The organism is Streptomyces sp. NPDC008125, from assembly GCF_042957125.1.
Taxonomy (GTDB): domain Bacteria; phylum Actinomycetota; class Actinomycetes; order Streptomycetales; family Streptomycetaceae; genus Streptomyces.
Genome location: NZ_JBIBHR010000001.1, coordinates 280,834 through 296,987, shown reverse-complemented (window position 1 = coordinate 296,987; position 16,154 = coordinate 280,834). Strand labels below are relative to the sequence as shown.

The window sequence follows — 16,154 nt, the reverse complement described above, 5'->3', positions numbered from 1 at the left end:
ACCCGCGCTCGTGAGGCTCCGCGCGCTGATGCCCGCCGGCATGGGGGTGCCGATCGGACCCGAGGACGCTCCCTGGCGGGACGCCGCCGCCCGCTGGTTCGCCGAACGGCTGGCCACGTCAGGACGAGTTCGCCGCCTCCGTCGTGGACGATCCGGAGCTCGGCGTCGTCAGCAACGCCGTCGGCGTCCGCGAGCACCGGGTGCCGGGTCCCGGCAACCTCAGCGGGCTGCGCGGCCACGTCTTCCGTGTCAGTACCGAACCGGCCGCCCGCAAGCGGGGACACGCGCGCGCCTGCACCGAAGAGCTGCAGCGCCGGTTCGGCGAGGAGGCGGGGGTGACCATGGTCGACCTCGACGCGACCCCGGACGGAGCACACCTCTACCAGGCCCTCGGCTCCGAGGTCACCGGCTGCCCCGCCCCGCGGATCCGGCTGGGCTCCTCGTAGCCGCCGCGTCCTGCGGACTGTTGCGCAGGCCCGCCCCGGAGGGGTCAACGAGGAGTCTGGGAGCGCGGGTTCGGGGAATAAGCCGTCCATGGCATCGAAGAGGCATGTGGCTCTGGCTCCCCGCGCGCTGCGACAGTTGCGGCGCGTGCGCTCCGTCTACCTGGTGGGCGCGCTGCTCTCCCTGCTCGGACTCGTCACCCAAGGGGAGGGGCCGGCGCACCGGCAGACCGCCATCGCGGGACTGCTCCTCGGGGTGTTCGTCCTGCTGCTCGGCGTGACGCTGGCGCAGCTCTGGCGCCACGGGCGCACCCCGCACTGCGGCACCGCCCGGAAGCTGACGCGGTCCGCCTGAGGGCTGTCCCGCATCCAGTACCGGGGCGACCCTCCGCCCTGGGACCGCACGCACCGGACGCCGCCTGTCCCGCTCTCCGGGCGGACGGCGCCACTCGCGGAACCCGACCTGGATCCACGCGTCCGCCCGGTGTCCTTCGCTCCCGTCGGGCGGTACCGGCGCGTGCGGTACCGGCGCGTGCGGTACCGGGTCGTGCCCGAGCGTCCCGCCCGCCCGGGGGCAGGCAGCACTCCTTCCGTGACGCGTCCCAACCGCCCCGGCGCTCAGACGCGTTCGTGGGGTGCGCTGCCGTCGCGCCCGAGGCGGTCGGCCCCGGCTCCGGTCTCCGCCCCGGCTTCCGTACCCGCACCGGCCTCCGCCTCGGGCGCGGTTGAGGCGGGCGCCCCGGACTTCGCGCGGTTCCTCCTGTCGAGATGCGCGGTGATCGGCGTGGCCGCGGCGCCGTGGACCACGACGGAGACGAGCACGGTGAAGACCACGACGGCCCACAACTCGTCCTCCCAGGGCCCGAAGTCGCCGCGCTCGCAGGCGTAGGCGAGGTAGAAGAACGAGCCGATGCCCCGAATGCCGAGGAACGACGTGACCAGCCGTTCCTTGCGCGAGGCGGGGCCTCGCAGCAACGCGAGCCACGAGGTCGACGGCCGGATCAGCAGATGCAGCAGGAGCCCGACCGCCGCGCCCCGCCAGGTGAGGTGGGCCAGGGCCCCCGTCGCTATGAAGGCGCCCGTCGCGAAGAGGAGCACCGCCATCAGCAGCCGCTCCATCTGCTCGATGAACTCGTGCAGCACCCGGTGGTACTCATGGCCGCGTTCACGGCTGCGCAGAGTGCAGGCCGCCGCGAAGACCGCGAGGAACCCGTAGCCGTGCAGCGACTCGGCGAGGCCGTAGGAGGTGAGGGTCACCGCCAACGCCACGAAACCCTCACCGTGCTCCGCGAGCCGCAGCGGCTTCGCGACGGCGTGGAAGAGAACGCGTCCCAGCAGCAGTCCCGTTGCCACGCCCACGGCCACGCCGACCGAGAGCCGGAGCAGCACGTCGCTCCACGCCCAGTGCACGATCCAGTCGGGAGACCAGACCCGGCCCGCCGCTCCCAGAGCGAGCGCGGCGAGGACGAACGGGAACGCGAGCCCGTCGTTGAGCCCGGCCTCGCTCGTCAGCGCGAAACGCACCTCGTCCTCGTCGTACTCGTCGTCCGACGGCTCGCCGACCCGCACCTCCGAGGCGAGCACCGGATCCGTGGGCGCCAGCACCGCCGCGAGCAGCAACGCGACGTGCGGCGGCCAGTCCAGCAGCAGGAAGGCCACCAGCGCGGTGGCGCCGATGGCGAGCGGCATCGCGACGCCGAGCAGCCGCCACGTCGTGCGCCAGGACCGCCGCCCGAACGGGCGGTTGATCGCGAGTCCCGCGCCCATCAGGGACGCGATGACGCAGAGTTCGGTGAGGTGCTCCGCCCATGCCCCGTGCTCCGTCGGATCCACCTGGGGCAGCGGAAGGTGCAGCGGCAGCGCGTACACGAGCAGGCCCGACGCGAGGAACACCATGGGAGGGGAGACCGGCCGGCGGGACAGCAACCGGGGGAGCACCGCGGCGAGCAGCGCCCCCACTCCCAGGCATCCGTACACCGCGCCGGTGGTGGTGATGGGCACGTCGTGCCGCTCCATTCTGTCGATCGGGCCGGTCTGCGCCGTCTACCCCGGGGCGACGCCGCTAGGCCGTGCCCGACAGTTCCCGCCGGGCGGGCGGCGCCCGCTGATCCGACGCGCGTGGTCGGACACGACCCAGCGGTGGGAGCGCCGCCCAACGTGCTGGGTGCGGTGTGCGCGAGGGGCCGCCGACGGCGACCGGCCGGCCCCCGGACCGCCGGACCCGGACCGCGCCCAGGTCCCGATGTCAGTGCCCCCACCTAGGGTTCAGGCATCACTCGGAAGTTTCGAAGGGGGAGTGGACGCGTGTCCGGAAACAAGATCCAGCACAAGGTGAACCACGTCGCGCTGGTCGTGGACTGCTCGGGTTCGATGCGCCCGCACCAGGGTCAGCTCGTCCGTGTGGTGGACGAGTTCGTGGCGGGGCTGAAGGCCGAATCGGACAGCCTCGGCCACGAGACCCGGATCAGCCTCTACTCCTTCGACCACAAGGTGGAGAACCTGGTCTGGGACATGGACGTCAAGCACCTGCCGTCCATGCGGGGCCTGTACAGGGTCGACAACGGCGCCACCGCGCTCATCGAGGCTTCACTGAAGTCCCTGGACGACCTCGGCCACATCTGGGAGGAGTACGGCGAGCACAGCTTCCTCCAGATCGTGGTGACGGACGGTGAGGAGAACGCCTCCGGCGGCGACCGGCGGCACGACGGCGACATGACCATCCTCGGTCCCTGGCTCGACAGGATCTCGGCGAAGATGGGCAGCCTTCCGGGCCACTGGACGTCCGCGATCCTCGTACCGAACTCCCTCGCCAAGCGGACGGCCCAGAACTACGGCTTCCCGGCCGGGAACATCGCCATCTGGGACGCCGACTCCAAGGAGGGCGTCGAGGAGGCGATCGGCACCGTGCGCGCCGCCGCCACCAGCTTCCTCCGGGGCCGCGAACAGGGTGTGCGGGGCACGAAGAACCTGTTCGCCGTGGGCCAGGACATATCGGTGGACCAGGTGCGCGCGAGCCTGGAGCCGATCGCGGCCGACACGTACCGCCTCCTCAAGGTCGACCAGGAGACCGAGATCCGGTCCTTCGTCGACTCGCACCCGGGCGTCTCGTACCAACGTGGCTCGTGCTACTACCAGTTGGGCTCCCGGGTGCAGGTCCAGCCGGACAAGGAGGTCATCGTGGTCGAGAAGGACACCGACCGCGCGTACACGGGCGACGCCGCGCGCAGCATGCTGTTCGGGACCGGCATCCGCGGGACCCTCTCCGTGAAGGCGGGCACCAACCCCGAACTGGAGGTGTACGTGCAGAGCCGCTCGGTGAACCGCAAGCTCAAGGCGGACACCCGCCTCCTCATCATGCTCTGAGCCACCTGGCTCCGAATCGAATGGACGTCCCACTCCGTGGGAGCGTACGTTCCCTCTGCCCGCCCGACGCGGGCCACCTTCTCTCTCATCCGTCCGGGGGGACTCCGCCGTGTCCGAATTCGTCGCACCAGCTCAACAGCCGGCCTGGCCGGGCGCCCTGCCGCCCCAGCCGCCGCGCGCCCCGGAGGGCCTGCTGAAGGCCGTCGTCGCGTTGCTGGGCCTGGTGGCGCTCACCGACCTCTTCGCCGTGTTCGCCGACCTGAGGGTGGCGAACCTGACCGGGGACGGCAAGAACTCCGCTGTCACCTCCGCCGGGGATTTCGACGCGGCGGACAGCCTCTACGGAGTCGCCGGTCTGTTCCAGACGGTCGCGTACGTCGCCTGCGCGGTCGTCTTCATCGTCTGGTTCTTCCGGATGCGCCGGTACGTCGGAGCCCTGGCGCAGGACGCGTTCGAACGAGGCCCCGGCTGGGCGATCGGCTCGTGGTTCATACCGATCGGGGCGCTGTGGATGCCCTTCCGCATCGCTCTCCAGATGTGGAACGCCGCCACCCGGACCCTGGGTTCCGAACCCGCCCGCTACCCGTCTCCCTGGCCGGTACGGCTGTGGTGGAGCCTCTTCGTCCTCTCGGGCTTCGCCGGTCGGTTCGCGAGCGGCTACGACATCGACGCACCGCTCGCGGAGATCAGGAGCGCCGTCCTGCGGACGGCGGTCTCCGACGGCCTGGACATCGTCGCGGCCGCGGCCGCGGTGTACTTCGCCGTACGCCTGACGGCCCTCCACCGCCGGCCTGCCCCGGAGTCCGGCTCCAACGCCCCGCTCCCGTCGGGCTTCCAGGCGCTCTGACCGCGGGCCCCGTACTCAGGGCGGCCGAGGCCGCCGTCAGTGGCCGGCGGCGGCCTTGACCACGGCCACGGCCAGCCCGATCGCGGCGTCGAGCGCACCGGCCAGCAGGGCGACCGCGGTGCCGTTGCCGAGCCGGACTCCGCCGTACCAGCCCCAGCCGAACAGACCGGCCACGCTGACCCCTGCCGCCGCGAACAACGCGGTCTCCAGATACATCACGTCGAGAGCGGCGGCGCCGATCAGGATCAGCGGGCCGACCGCGGAGAGCAGCAGCGGGCTGCTGACCCACAGCATCCGGCGCAGCTCCGCGCGCGTGGCGATCCGGCCGTGCACCGTGCGGTGGGCCTGCTCGTCGGCGACGAGCGTCGCCAGCCAGAGGCCGATGGCGGCGGCCGCCACGCTGGCCGCCGCCCCGGTCGGGGAGGGGTGCTCGGCGGCCGACAGGCCGATCACCACGGAGATCATGGTGATCGTCGCGTACAGCCGTTCCTTGAGCCAGGTGAGCCGGTCGGCGGGGTGCCCCGCACCCGTGCCCGCCTCGCCCTCGGAGGTGTCGGCCGGGCGCGGTCGGCGTCCCTCGGTGCTGTCGTGGGCCATGCGGCCAGCGTAGGTTTCGGGGCGCCCGATCCGGCGGCCCGCCGGGGTCGTGTTGCCGGGGCGGGGCGGGGCGGGGTGTGGCTCGACCGGGCGAGGTGGGGCTGGGCCCGGCTCGGCGTACACGTACCTGGCGGCGGCGCGCCCCGCTTGCCGCGGGAGGGGCGCGGAAGGCAGGGTTCCTGGCTGTGGCCACCCTGCTGATCGTCCATCACACACCTTCGCCGAACTGCCAGGCACTCTTCGAGGCCGTCGTCTCCGGGGCGTCGGCCGACGGGATCGAGGGCGTCCGCGTCGTACGGCGCGCAGCCCTCTCCGCGACCGCGTCCGACGTCCTCGCCGCCGACGGCATCCTGCTCGGCACCCCGGCGAACCTCGGCTACATGTCCGGCGCCCTGAAACACTTCTTCGACCAGATCTACTACCCGTGTCTGGACGCCACGCGCGGCCGCCCCTTCGGCTACTGGGTGCACGGGGGGAACGACGTCACCGGCGCCGTGCGCGCGATCGAGTCGATCGCCACGGGCCTGGGGTGGCGGCGAGCGGCGGACGCCGTGACGGTCACCGGGGAGCCGGCCAAGGCCGACGAGGAAGCCTGCTGGGAACTGGCGGCCACCGTCGCCGCGGGGCTGATGCCCTGACGTCCGGCCCCCGCTCGCGACGCGGAGCCCGGTCCATCAGTAAGGTGTACGTTCGTACGCTTCGGGGTTAGGGTCACCCCATGACTGTCGACGACATACCGGTCCGCCTCCCCGCCGCAGACCGGCGGGCCCGCGCGGCCGTCGCCGTGCTGTTCCTGACCAACGGGGCCCTGTTCGCCAACCTTCTGCCGAGGTATCCGCAGATCAAGGCCGAACTCGGCATGACCAACGCCGTCTACGGCCTGGCCGTGGCGGCGTTCCCGACCGGGGCCCTGGTGGCCGGACCGGCGGCCGGAGCGCTCGTCCGCAGGTTCGGCTCGGCCCGCGTCGCGGTCGCCGGTACGCTGCTGACCGGTGCGGGCGTCCTCGCCGCCGGTCTCGCCGGCGCCGTACCGCTGTTCGCGGCGGCGCTGTTCCTGGCCGGAGCGATGGACGCGATCACGGACGTCGCGCAGAACGCGCACGGCCTGCGCGTACAGCGCCGCTACGGGCGCTCCATCATCAACTCCTTCCACGCGATCTGGTCGATCGGCGCCGTCGCGGGTGGACTCTTGGCCACCGGAGCCATGGCACTGGACCTGACGCGTGGACAGCACCTGACCCTGTCGGGCCTCGTCTTCGCCGGTGCCGCCCTCTTCGCACTGCGCTCCTGCCTGCCCGGCCCGGACGACGACCGCCCGGACGGCGACCGCCCGGACGGCGAACCCGCACACCACGATCTCCCGCCCGAGCCGGTCCGCCCCTCGTTCACCTCCCGGCGCGGCACCGCGTACGCACTGGCCGCCCTCGTCCTCATCGCGACCGCCGGCACCCTCGTGGAGGACGCGGGCAACTCCTGGGCCGCCCTCTACCTCGCCGACGCCCTGCATGCCTCCGCGACGCTCGCCGCAACCGGCTACATCGCCCTGGTCGGCGCCCAGTTCGTCGGCCGCATCATCGGCGACCGGCTCGTCGACCGTTTCGGCCGGCGGACGGTGGCCCGCACCGGCGGCCTGATCGCCGCGCTCGGCATGAGCCTCGCGTTGGCCGTGCCCACGCTGCCCGGAACCGTCCTCGGCTTCGCCGCCGCGGGATTCGGGGTGGCGACCCTGGTCCCCGCCGCCATGCACGAGGCGGACAGCCGTCCCGGTCTCAAGCCCGGGTCCGGGCTGACGATCGTCTCCTGGCTGATGCGCCTGGGCTTCCTGATCTCGCCGCCGGTCGTCGGCCTGGTCGCCGATGCCACCAGCCTCCGGATCGGCCTGCTGGTGGTCCCGCTGGCCGGAGCGGCCACCGTCCTCCTCTCGGGAGTGCTCCAGCCCCGCCGGGGGGCCGGAGCGGAGCCCGCCGCGTGAACACGAGCGGCGGCCCGACCCGCGAGGGAAACGCGAGCGGCGACCCGACCCGCGAGGGAACCGCACCTCCGTTCCGGACCACCCCGCCGCGTCCTCCCGACGTGGAAGCGGCCTTCCCCGCCCCTCGGCGGTCGGAGCGCCGACGTCGAGGTACCCGTCGCCGACCACGACGGGTCGAGGCCGACTCCCGCCCACTTCGGATCGGCGACGATCGTGAAACGGCGGAGATGCCGGCCTTCTGGAGACTGCCGTCTGCCGGGCGGAACCTGGCACGCGCACGCGCACGCGCACGCGTCGCGTCGTCGCCGCGGCCTTCGCCGGCCTGGTGCGTAACCGGCGCAGGCCTCATCGCACGATCGCGATCTGCGCAGAAGGTATGAGAGTCGACTTGACCAACTGCGGACGTGACGTGAGGAAGAGGTGTGATTACGATCGGGCGAAGGTGTTGAGCGGTGCGTGAGGAGTGAGGGTTCGGGATGGCTGCTGGTCGAGTGGTCCGGTTCGACGGGATGCATGGTTACGGCTTCATCGCGCCGGAGGGCGGCGGGGAGGATGTCTTCCTCCATGTGAACGATCTGCTCATCCCCGAGGGGGCGGTGCGCTCCGGTCTCAAGGTCGAGTTCGTGATCGAGGAGGGCGACCGGGGGCTCAAGGCGTCCAAGGTGCGGCTGGCCCCTGACGCGGAGATCCCCCCGGACCAGGCGACCGCCATACGCACCCCGCGGCGTACGGCGCCCGGCGGGTCCGTGCCCGAGGATCAGGAGCCGATGTGCGACGTGCTCAGCTCCGCGGAGTTCACGCGTGAGGTGACCGAGTTGCTCCTGACCTCCGTACCTGACCTGACGGGACATCAAATCCGCACGGTACGCGCGCAGTTCGCGGAGCTGGGCAATCGGCACGGCTGGATCGAGGACTGATCCCGGACGGATCCGCCCTGAGAACCAGGGCCGGGCGCACGCCTCCTGAGTGCCCGGCCCTGTCCGCCTCGAAAGCTCCGGATGCCCATGAACGAGATCGGCGCGCCCGACATGTTCCTCGACAGCGGCTCTCGCTCGGGGATACCGGACGAGTAGCGGCTCCGCTGCCTCGCGGACCTCGGCACGGGAAGGGCCGCGAACCGCGTTTCTCCCCGGGGACCTGGTGCACGTACGTGGCGGAGTGACGCGACACGGAAGCGACAGGGACGCGGTGACGGACGGCTGCGCGCACGGGTGCGCGGCGGGCGACGGAGGAACAGGCCCCGCACGTGCGCACCTTCTCGGTCACTGGACGCCTGGCAGTGTGGGCGTCGCACAGATCAACCTCTTGACCCGAAAGGAAGCCATGACCACCGAGACGCTGGAGTTTCAGGCCGAAGCGCGACAGCTCCTGCAGCTGATGGTCCACTCGATCTACTCGAACAAGGAGATCTTCCTCCGCGAGCTCATCTCGAACGCCTCCGACGCCCTGGACAAGCGCCGCCTCGCCGCGCTCACGGACGCGAGCCTCCTGGTCGAGGACCCCCACGTCGCCATCGAGGCCGACAAGGAGGCCCGCACCCTGACCGTGCGGGACAACGGCATCGGCATGTCGCGCGACGACGTGGTGGGGCTCATCGGCACCATCGCGAAGTCAGGCACCGCCGAAGCCCTGCGCAAACTGCGTGAGAACAAGGAATCGGCCGATCTCATCGGCCAGTTCGGGGTCGGTTTCTACTCCGTCTTCATGGTCGCCGACAAGGTCACCCTCCACACGCGCAAGGCCGGTGAGGCGGCGGGCGTGCGCTGGGAGTCGGAGGGCGACGGCACGTACACCATCGAGGCCGCCGACGACGTGCCGGAGGGCACGTCCGTGACCGTGCACCTGCGGCCCGCCGACGAAGAGGACGCGCTGCACGACTTCGCCGACGAATGGAAGATCCGGGAGATCGTCAAGCGGTACTCGGACTTCATCTCCTTCCCCATCCGGATGGGAGACGACACCCTCAACTCCATGAAGGCCCTCTGGGCACGGCCGCGGTCCGAGGTCACGGACGAGGAGTACCGGGAGTTCTACCAGCACATCAGCCACGACTGGACGGAGCCGCTCGACATCATCCAGATGCGGGCCGAGGGCACCTTCGAGTACGAGGCCCTGCTGTTCATCCCGGCGCGCGCCCCGCACGACCTCTTCCAGCGCGATGCCCGCCACGGCATCCAGCTGTACGTCAAGCGCGTCTTCATCCTGGACGACAGCCGTGACCTCCTGCCCGGCTACCTCCGCTTCGTCAAGGGGGTCGTCGACGCCGCCGACCTGTCGCTGAACATCTCCCGCGAGATCCTCCAGCAGGACCGGCACATCCAGCTGATCCGCCGCCGCCTCACCAAGAAGGTCCTTTCGACGATCAAGGACCTGATGAGGAAGGACTCCGACAAGTACCGTACGTTCTGGCGCGAGTTCGGCCCCGCCGTCAAGGAGGGCCTGCTCGACGCATCCGACGACCAGAAGGCGATCCTCGACATCGCGTCCTTCGCCTCCACCGTCGGCGACGAGCCCACCAGCCTCGCCGACTACGTCGCCCGGATGAAGGACGGCCAGGACAAGATCTACTTCATGACCGGCGAAAGCCGCGCACAGGTCGTGAACTCCCCGCACATGGAGGCGTTCAAGGCCAAGGAGTACGAGGTCCTGTTGCTCACCGACCCGGTCGACGAGATCTGGGTCGAGGCGGTGCGGGAGTACGAGGGCAAGGAGTTCCAGTCCGTCGCACGCGGCGCGGTCGACCTGCCCTCCGAGGAGGAGCCGTCCGAGGAGAAGGCGGGCGCGTACGCGGCCGTGCTCACCTGGCTCAACGAGACGCTCGACGAGGTCCAGGACGTACGTCTGACGACCCGGCTGACCAGCTCGCCGGCCTGCCTGGTCAGTGACGCGGGAGGTCTCACGCCCGCGCTGGAGAGGATGTACAGGGCGATGGGCCAGGAGGTCCCGCCGGTCAAGCGCATCCTTGAGCTGAACCCCGAACACCCGCTGGTCAGCGGGATGAAGTCGGCGTACGAGCAGCGATCCGCCGACCCGGACCTGGCGGAGACGGCCGAGCTGCTCTACGGCACCGCACTGCTCGCGGAAGGAGGCGACCTGGCCGACCCGGCGCGCTTCGCCAAGCTGCTCGCCGACCGCCTCAGCAGGACCGTGTGACCATCGGCCGATGACGCCGAATGCCGCGGGCACATCCGTGCTCGCGGCATTCGCGTTCGCGGCTTTCGCGTTCGCAGGACCACCATCAGGGTCTGCCCGACGGTGACCGGAGCCCGGACGATCATGGGCGCACTCATGCCGCCGGACCAGGCGCCGACCACGTGGGAGGCACCGAGACCGACGCCCAGGCATACCGCCGGCATCAGCCGGGTCGGCCCGGTCAGTACCGCGGACCGGTACAGTCCGCGCACGACTTCGGCCCACCAGCGCGGTGGACCGCCTCCTGCGGGCCGTCTCATCCGTCCGCATACCTTTGTCATGCCGTCATTCCGCCGACCGGGAATCGGTGTACCCGACCTCGGCGGAGCCCGATGCGGGGCCGGATCAGGAAGGGGGGATCGCCACCGCGGTGGCGACCAGCCCCTGGCGGGCGATCCACCGTCCCTCGAAGTACTCGACCCGCCGGTTGCCCACCAGGGGCCCTTCGACGAGCAGTTCGGCACGGAAGCGGCCGTGCGGCGCCACTCCGGGCTCCGTGCGGTCCGCGTGGATCTCGATGTCGGCCTCCTCGAAGTCGAGCCACTTCCCCGTCAGCGGGAACCAGGCCTTGTAGACGGACTCCTTCGCGCTGAACAGCAAGCGGTCCCAGTGCACTTCGGGCTGCCGGGCGGCGAGGGCGGCCAGGCGCCTCTGCTCGGCGGGAAGCGCGATGCTGAGCAGGACGCCTTCCGGAAGCGGACCGTGGGGTTCGGCGTCGATGCCGAGAGAGGCCAGGTCGGTGGCGCGGGCCAAGGCGGCGGCGCGGTAGCCGTCGCAGTGGGTCATGCTGCCGAGCACGCCGTCCGGCCAATGGGGGGCACCGCGTTCACCGGGCAGGATGGGCTGCGGCGGCACCCCGAGCTTCTCCATGGCGCGGCGGGCACAGGTGCGTACGGCGGTGAACTCCCGGCGCCGCTTGACCACCGCCCGGGCGATCACCGCCTGTTCCTCGGGGTGGAGAGGGCCTTGGTCGGCCTCGTCGTCACCGTAACTCTCCACGACGACCACCGAGTCGGGGAGCAGGTCCTCGATCATCGGCCGAGTCCTTTCGCCGGGAGGATGCACCGTGGAACGCCGGGCGGGTCTGGGCGCTTGCGCCACTCGCGGGGATAGCCCACCGACACCTCCTCGAAGCGGACGCCTTCGTGCCAGGTCGTGCGCGGGATGTGGAGATGGCCGTAGACCATGGCGGCCACGCGGAACCGGCGGTGCCAGTCGGCGGTCAGCTCGGTGCCGCACCACATGGCGAACTCCGGGTACCACAGGATGTCCGTGGGGTGCCGGTCCAGCGGGTAGTGGTTGACGAGGACCGTGGGCACGTCGTCGGGAAGCTCGGGCAGCCGTCGTTCGGTCGCGGCCACCCGGTCCCGGCACCAGGCCTCGCGGCTCGGGTAGGGGTCGGGGTGCAGCAGAACCTCGTCGTTGCAGACGACACCGGTCTTGTGCGCGTAGGCCAGGCCCTCGTCCTTGGTGGTGCTGCCCGATGGCAGGAAGCTGTAGTCATACAGCAGGAACAGCGGTGCCACGACGGCAGGGCCGCCGGGTCCGTCCCAGACGGGATAGGGGTCCTCGGGGGTGACCACGCCCAAGTTACGGCAGATGTCGACCAGATGCTCGTAGCGTGCGACGCCGCGCAGGGTGACGGTGTCCTTCGGGTGGGTCCACAGTTCGTGGTTGCCGGGGGCCCAGACGACCTTGCGGAAGCGGCTCGCCAGCGTCTTGAGGGACCAGCTGATGTCGGCCACGGTCTCGGCGACGTCCCCGGCCACGATCAGCCAGTCGTCGTCGGACGCGGGCACCATGCGGTCGACCAGGGCACGGTTCTCGGCGTAACCGATGTGCAGGTCGCTGATGGCAAGCAACTGCCCGGTACCTTCGGCCATCGATGTCCCCTCGCCCCGCCCGCACTCGACCGGAATCAAGAGAACACGCTTTGCCCCTCCCGGACAAGGGCGTTCAAGTGTTGACGGCGATCACCGCCGCGGCCGACGCGCGGGGAGTGGAGACCGTGGCGAGGACGACGGCGCTGAGGGTGCCGTAGAGCACGATGCCCTTCTTCACCGTGTCGACGGCCTCCTGTACCTGCGGGGTGCCGAGCCGCGCCTCTTCGACCTTGGTCCCGCACCGCAGCGGCGAGCGTGACCGGCGTGGGCAGGTCGGCGCCGCGCCGGCGCTTTCGCCGTCACTGCCGCCGGCGCTGTCGACGCCGCAGCCGGGGTGCCCCGGCTCCGCAGGTGACGATCGGATGCGGCCCGTGCCCGTCCACCGCCGGACAAGCCCTGCGAAGGCAGGGGAGGAGCGGCGACGATGACCGGCGTGTCGGAGGCCTTCGGGATCCTCGCCCCGAAGCTGTCAGGGCCTGTGGACGAGGAGTGGTTGCCTGTCGGCAGGCGAAGGGGCTTGAGTCTCCCGTAGGGGGAGGCACAAAGGTGGGGGCATGGACGGCGACACGCTCTACTCGATCGGCGAGCTCGCTCGACGGACCGGTCTCACGGTCAAGACCATCCGGTTCTACTCCGATCGCGGCATCGTGGCGCCGACGGACCGCAGCCCGGCCGGCTACCGCCTGTACGACATCGACGCCGTCGCACGACTGGACCTCGTGCGGACCCTGCGCGAGCTGGGACTGGACCTCCCGACGATTCGCAAGGTCGTCGACCGTGAGCTCTCGCTTCCCGAGGTGGCCGCGGCGCACGCCGAGGCGCTGGCAGTGCAGATCCGCGTCCTGCGCCTGCGGCGCGCGGTGCTGACGGCGGTGGCCGAGCGCGGGTCCACACCTGAGGAGATGGAACGCATGCACCGGCTGGCCCAGCTTTCCGAGGACGAACGCCGCCGTCTGATCGTCGACTTCCTCGACGCCGTCTACGGCGGTCTTGACGCCTCCGTATTCGCGGGGGTCATGCGCTCGATGACCCCCGAGCTGCCCGACGACCCGGAGACGGAGCAGGTCGAGGCGTGGGTGGAGTTGGCCGCAATGTCGCTGGACCCGGATTTCCGCACCCTGGTGCGGCGGATGACCGAGGACCAGGCAGCCGAGCAGGACCGAAACGATGCGCCCGGCCCGCGCCCCGACATCGCCGCAACCGTCCGTGACCAGGCCGGCCCGGCCCTGACCGCCGGCATCGACCCGGCCTCGCCCCAGGCCGATCCGATCGTCGCGGCGTTCACGGCGCACTACGCGCACCTCCTCGACCGCCCCGACGACGTCGGGCTTCGCCGCCGGCTGGCGACTCGGCTGGAGAGCGTGAACGACCCCCGCAGGGAGCGATACCTCCGGCTGCTCGCAGTGGTCAACGGCTGGCCGGCCCCGGAGAGCCTGGCTCCGGTGCTCGCCTGGTCCGTCCAGGCTCTGCGCGCCCGGACACGGCAATGACGGAGCGGTCGCGAGGCGGCACATGGCCCGGACGCGGCACGGCCGTTCTGCGAACCCGGCACCTCGGGTGGGGAGTTTTGGGGAAGACCCCGTCGACCGCGCCTGTAAAATGACTTTACAAGTCAATCAGCTGAACTGGAGATCGCGGCGTGAGCAGGACACGAGCGGCGGCAACGGAAGCGCTGCGCGACTGGGCCGCGAACTTCCGGACCGCCCGTCGCGACATGCTGATCGCCGCGGCGTGGCAGGCGGGTGAGACCAGAATTTCCGTACTCGCCGAAGCCGCGCGCGTCACCCGTCCGACCGTCTACGCCGCCCTGCGCTCGCAGGGCATCGAGCCCAACCGCCGGCCCAAGGGTCCCTCGGTGCTCGACATCGGGCCGCTGGACATCGAAGGCTTCACCGGTCGGGACGAAACCGCCGAAGCCGAGTTCGACAGGGCGTTGGCCCGCTGGAAGACGAGCCGTCCCCACGCCACCGCCGCAGAGTTCTACGACGAGGGGACGCGGCTCGTCGCCCTGATGGACACCACCGCCCGGTACGTCGACGTCCGGGACCGCCTGGCGCACGAACAGGTCACCCGCGCAGAGCGCAACCGCCTGCTGCTACTGGTCGACCGACGGTGGGAGGCGCTCGGCACCGCTCCGGCCTGGCACGCCGCACACCACGCCTACGTCGTCGCGGTCGAGGACGCCCGCACCGGCATCGACGTATGGCGTGAAAGCGCCGAAACCGCCCTCCTGCGTCCCTTCCACCGCAGAACCCCCCTGCACGAAGCCGTGTACGGGCGGATCAAGGCCGCCGGCCACCCCGCCCTGGAAGCCGCGATGGCCGACATCGACCGTGCGCCCGCCAGGACGGCCGAACGGCTTCTCGCCGAACTCGCGCGGGGCCACGAGCGCCGCGCGCGGCTCGCCGCCGAAACACTCGCCCTCTGACTCCGCCGGCTCCTCTGCCCGCGTCCGATCGGACCGTCGAAGGCGGGAGCCGCACGAGCGCACCTGGCGTGCTGCGTCCTGAACATCGCCGACTCCGCTGTCGGGTGCGGAAGTTGTCGGTCGGCTGCTCTTCCGGCAAGGCCGTGTGGCCCGCTTGGTGGCGAGGGGCCAGGGGCGCGCCGGGGCGAACGGAACTCGGGGGCCGGGCGATGCCGATCAAGCCCTTGCCTGCCTGGCACGTCTCCTCGATCGTCCAGCGCCGTCGGGCACGTCGATTCCCCAGGATCGCGTCTCGTCGATCATGTCGAGGGCCGGCTGCCACTTCTCGACATGGGCTGATCTGGGCAGATATGGCGCACCTGTCACGACGGGCCACCTTGGCCGGATCGGCCTTCGGCGAGGCGGGATCCCAGCTCCCGGGCAGGAACAGACGCCTCGAGCAGTTCCCCTGTCCGGCTCGGACTCCGCGTAGGGGTGCCGACGCCTGGACACGTTCCGTTACGTACAACTCCAGTTCAACGCCCGCACAGTGCACCGCCGTTGCTGTTCAGAAACTCTCCGGTGATATATCCGGCCTCCGGCGAGGCCAGGAAGGCGACGGCCGCCGCGATGTCATCCGGATCGCCGACCCTGCCGATCAGGGTCTGGTCACGTCGCCGGGCAAGTTCGTCCCCGCTGGGAGCCCCGCCGAAGAACTCGGTCCCCGCCACATATCCCGGCACCACGACATTGGCTGTGACACCATCCGGGCCCAACTGCTGGGCCAAGGTGTGATTCCAGGCCAGCAACGCCGCCTTCACCGCGCCGTAAGCCCCGTTGCCACGCAGGGCGGCGATGGAACTATGGAAACCACCCGGCCGCCGGGCCGGGCCAGCCGAGGAAGCAGGACCTCGGTCAGCAGTACCACCGGCAGCACGTTGTTGTCGAAGTCCTGCCGCCAGCGGTCGGCGACCGCCTTCAGCCCGGTCTCCGACGCGGGCGTGCCGCGCCGGCCCGCACTGTTCACCAGTACGTCCACCCGCTCCGGAAGGTGGTCCATGGCCTGTTCGAGCTCTTCAGGCGCGGACAGGTCGACGGCGACCGCATGGACCGGATGGGCACCTTCGATCTCCTGCGCCGTCGCTCGCAGGACTTCCGATCGCCGGCCCCAGGATCGTCACCCGGTCGCCCTGCCGAGCGAACCTGGCGGCGATGGCTCGGCCGATTCCCGTACCGCCGCCGCTGACCACCACTGAACGTGGTGTGCTGTCCATGCGTTCCTCCCGCTCATGTCACCGAAACCCTGCCGCCTGGTGCCGTCCACCTCCACGACCGCCTCCGGTGCGAGGCGGACCACGGCCTCCCCTCCCTCACCCGGTGACACCGCGAAAGCCCAACTCCCCTGCGACTATGGCTGCGGGGTACAGCATGCTACCCACGGCGCCCACCA

Annotated in this window: 16 protein-coding genes and 1 pseudogene; 10 read left to right on the top strand and 7 right to left on the bottom strand. The window is 71.0% G+C overall.

Annotated elements, in window-relative coordinates; genetic code table 11:
- Positions 1-143: 143 nt before the first annotated feature.
- Together ACFZAX_RS01255 and ACFZAX_RS01250 are read left to right on the top strand one after the other, a co-directional pair.
- Entirely contained in the window at positions 144-446 is a 303-nt protein-coding gene (locus ACFZAX_RS01255; RefSeq protein ID WP_390957866.1) for a GNAT family N-acetyltransferase, read from the top strand.
- A gap of 88 nt (positions 447-534) precedes the next feature.
- Positions 535-798, top strand: coding sequence for a hypothetical protein (locus ACFZAX_RS01250; protein WP_390957864.1), 264 nt, complete (start codon positions 535-537; stop codon positions 796-798).
- Positions 799-1,061: 263 nt separating this feature from the next.
- Here the strand turns inward: ACFZAX_RS01250 and ACFZAX_RS01245 are convergent, their stop codons facing one another.
- Positions 1,062-2,444 carry a cation:proton antiporter gene (locus ACFZAX_RS01245; protein WP_390957862.1) on the bottom strand — a complete coding sequence of 461 codons (1,383 nt, stop codon included), beginning with the start codon at positions 2,442-2,444 and terminating at the stop codon, positions 1,062-1,064.
- 303 nt (positions 2,445-2,747) lie between these two features.
- On the opposite strand from ACFZAX_RS01245, the gene ACFZAX_RS01240 reads away from it, so the two are divergent.
- Positions 2,748-3,806: a VWA domain-containing protein gene (locus ACFZAX_RS01240; protein WP_390957860.1), complete on the top strand. Its 1,059-nt coding sequence runs from the start codon at positions 2,748-2,750 to the stop codon at positions 3,804-3,806.
- Between the two features lie 109 nt (positions 3,807-3,915).
- Positions 3,916-4,653: a DUF4328 domain-containing protein gene (locus ACFZAX_RS01235; protein ID WP_390957858.1), complete on the top strand. Its 738-nt coding sequence runs from the start codon at positions 3,916-3,918 to the stop codon at positions 4,651-4,653.
- A gap of 36 nt (positions 4,654-4,689) precedes the next feature.
- Here ACFZAX_RS01235 and ACFZAX_RS01230 read toward each other — a convergent pair whose 3' ends face one another.
- Positions 4,690-5,250: a hypothetical protein gene (locus ACFZAX_RS01230; protein ID WP_390957856.1), complete on the bottom strand. Its 561-nt coding sequence runs from the start codon at positions 5,248-5,250 to the stop codon at positions 4,690-4,692.
- Between the two features lie 185 nt (positions 5,251-5,435).
- Here ACFZAX_RS01230 and ACFZAX_RS01225 point away from each other — a divergent pair, with 185 nt between their 5' ends.
- The 4 genes from ACFZAX_RS01225 (at position 5,436) to htpG (ending at position 10,375) form a co-directional block, all read left to right on the top strand.
- Entirely contained in the window at positions 5,436-5,888 is a 453-nt protein-coding gene (locus ACFZAX_RS01225; protein WP_390957854.1) for an NAD(P)H-dependent oxidoreductase, read from the top strand.
- Positions 5,889-5,968: 80 nt separating this feature from the next.
- Positions 5,969-7,222, top strand: coding sequence for an MFS transporter (locus ACFZAX_RS01220; protein ID WP_390957852.1), 1,254 nt, complete (start codon positions 5,969-5,971; stop codon positions 7,220-7,222).
- Between the two features lie 476 nt (positions 7,223-7,698).
- Complete coding sequence (locus tag ACFZAX_RS01215) at positions 7,699-8,139, top strand: cold shock domain-containing protein (RefSeq protein WP_390957850.1); 441 nt, start codon at positions 7,699-7,701, stop codon at positions 8,137-8,139.
- Positions 8,140-8,545: 406 nt separating this feature from the next.
- Complete coding sequence (gene htpG / locus ACFZAX_RS01210) at positions 8,546-10,375, top strand: molecular chaperone HtpG (RefSeq protein WP_390957848.1); 1,830 nt, start codon at positions 8,546-8,548, stop codon at positions 10,373-10,375.
- Positions 10,376-10,759: 384 nt separating this feature from the next.
- Here the strand turns inward: htpG and ACFZAX_RS01205 are convergent, their stop codons facing one another.
- Both ACFZAX_RS01205 and ACFZAX_RS01200 read right to left on the bottom strand, forming a co-directional pair.
- Positions 10,760-11,449 carry a 4'-phosphopantetheinyl transferase superfamily protein gene (locus ACFZAX_RS01205; RefSeq protein WP_390957846.1) on the bottom strand — a complete coding sequence of 230 codons (690 nt, stop codon included), beginning with the start codon at positions 11,447-11,449 and terminating at the stop codon, positions 10,760-10,762.
- On the bottom strand, positions 11,446-12,297 hold the full coding sequence (locus ACFZAX_RS01200; RefSeq protein ID WP_390957845.1) for a metallophosphoesterase: 852 nt from the start codon (positions 12,295-12,297) through the stop codon (positions 11,446-11,448). Before ACFZAX_RS01200 ends, ACFZAX_RS01205 begins: the two co-directional genes overlap by 4 nt.
- Positions 12,298-12,851: 554 nt before the next feature.
- On the opposite strand from ACFZAX_RS01200, the gene ACFZAX_RS01195 reads away from it, so the two are divergent.
- Together ACFZAX_RS01195 and ACFZAX_RS01190 are read left to right on the top strand one after the other, a co-directional pair.
- Positions 12,852-13,787 (top strand): MerR family transcriptional regulator, encoded by a 936-nt coding sequence (locus tag ACFZAX_RS01195; protein WP_390957843.1) that lies wholly within the window; start codon positions 12,852-12,854, stop codon positions 13,785-13,787.
- 149 nt (positions 13,788-13,936) lie between these two features.
- Positions 13,937-14,725: a hypothetical protein gene (locus tag ACFZAX_RS01190; protein ID WP_390957841.1), complete on the top strand. Its 789-nt coding sequence runs from the start codon at positions 13,937-13,939 to the stop codon at positions 14,723-14,725.
- A 264-nt stretch (positions 14,726-14,989) separates the two neighbouring features.
- On the opposite strand, the pseudogene ACFZAX_RS01185 reads toward ACFZAX_RS01190, so the two are convergent.
- From ACFZAX_RS01185 to ACFZAX_RS01175, 3 genes and pseudogenes are all read right to left on the bottom strand, one after another.
- Positions 14,990-15,158: pseudogene (locus ACFZAX_RS01185) on the bottom strand (transposase); the annotation flags it as partial.
- Between the two features lie 82 nt (positions 15,159-15,240).
- Positions 15,241-15,525 carry an SDR family oxidoreductase gene (locus tag ACFZAX_RS01180; RefSeq protein WP_390957839.1) on the bottom strand — a complete coding sequence of 95 codons (285 nt, stop codon included), beginning with the start codon at positions 15,523-15,525 and terminating at the stop codon, positions 15,241-15,243.
- On the bottom strand, positions 15,522-15,833 hold the full coding sequence (locus tag ACFZAX_RS01175; RefSeq protein ID WP_390958392.1) for an SDR family NAD(P)-dependent oxidoreductase: 312 nt from the start codon (positions 15,831-15,833) through the stop codon (positions 15,522-15,524). The genes ACFZAX_RS01180 and ACFZAX_RS01175 overlap by 4 nt, the downstream gene beginning before the upstream one ends.
- Positions 15,834-16,154 lie beyond the last annotated feature (321 nt).

What these genes read in the sequence shown, in the direction of transcription:
- ACFZAX_RS01250 (WP_390957864.1), top strand. Translation starts at nt 535, where the DNA reads ATGGCATCGAAGAGGCATGTGGCTCTGGCTCCCCGCGCGCTGCGACAG.
- ACFZAX_RS01230 (WP_390957856.1), bottom strand. Translation starts at nt 5,250, where the DNA reads ATGGCCCACGACAGCACCGAGGGACGCCGACCGCGCCCGGCCGACACC.
- ACFZAX_RS01220 (WP_390957852.1), top strand. Translation starts at nt 5,969, where the DNA reads ATGACTGTCGACGACATACCGGTCCGCCTCCCCGCCGCAGACCGGCGG.
- ACFZAX_RS01215 (WP_390957850.1), top strand. Translation starts at nt 7,699, where the DNA reads ATGGCTGCTGGTCGAGTGGTCCGGTTCGACGGGATGCATGGTTACGGC.
- htpG (WP_390957848.1), top strand. Translation starts at nt 8,546, where the DNA reads ATGACCACCGAGACGCTGGAGTTTCAGGCCGAAGCGCGACAGCTCCTG.
- ACFZAX_RS01205 (WP_390957846.1), bottom strand. Translation starts at nt 11,449, where the DNA reads ATGATCGAGGACCTGCTCCCCGACTCGGTGGTCGTCGTGGAGAGTTAC.
- ACFZAX_RS01200 (WP_390957845.1), bottom strand. Translation starts at nt 12,297, where the DNA reads ATGGCCGAAGGTACCGGGCAGTTGCTTGCCATCAGCGACCTGCACATC.
- ACFZAX_RS01195 (WP_390957843.1), top strand. Translation starts at nt 12,852, where the DNA reads ATGGACGGCGACACGCTCTACTCGATCGGCGAGCTCGCTCGACGGACC.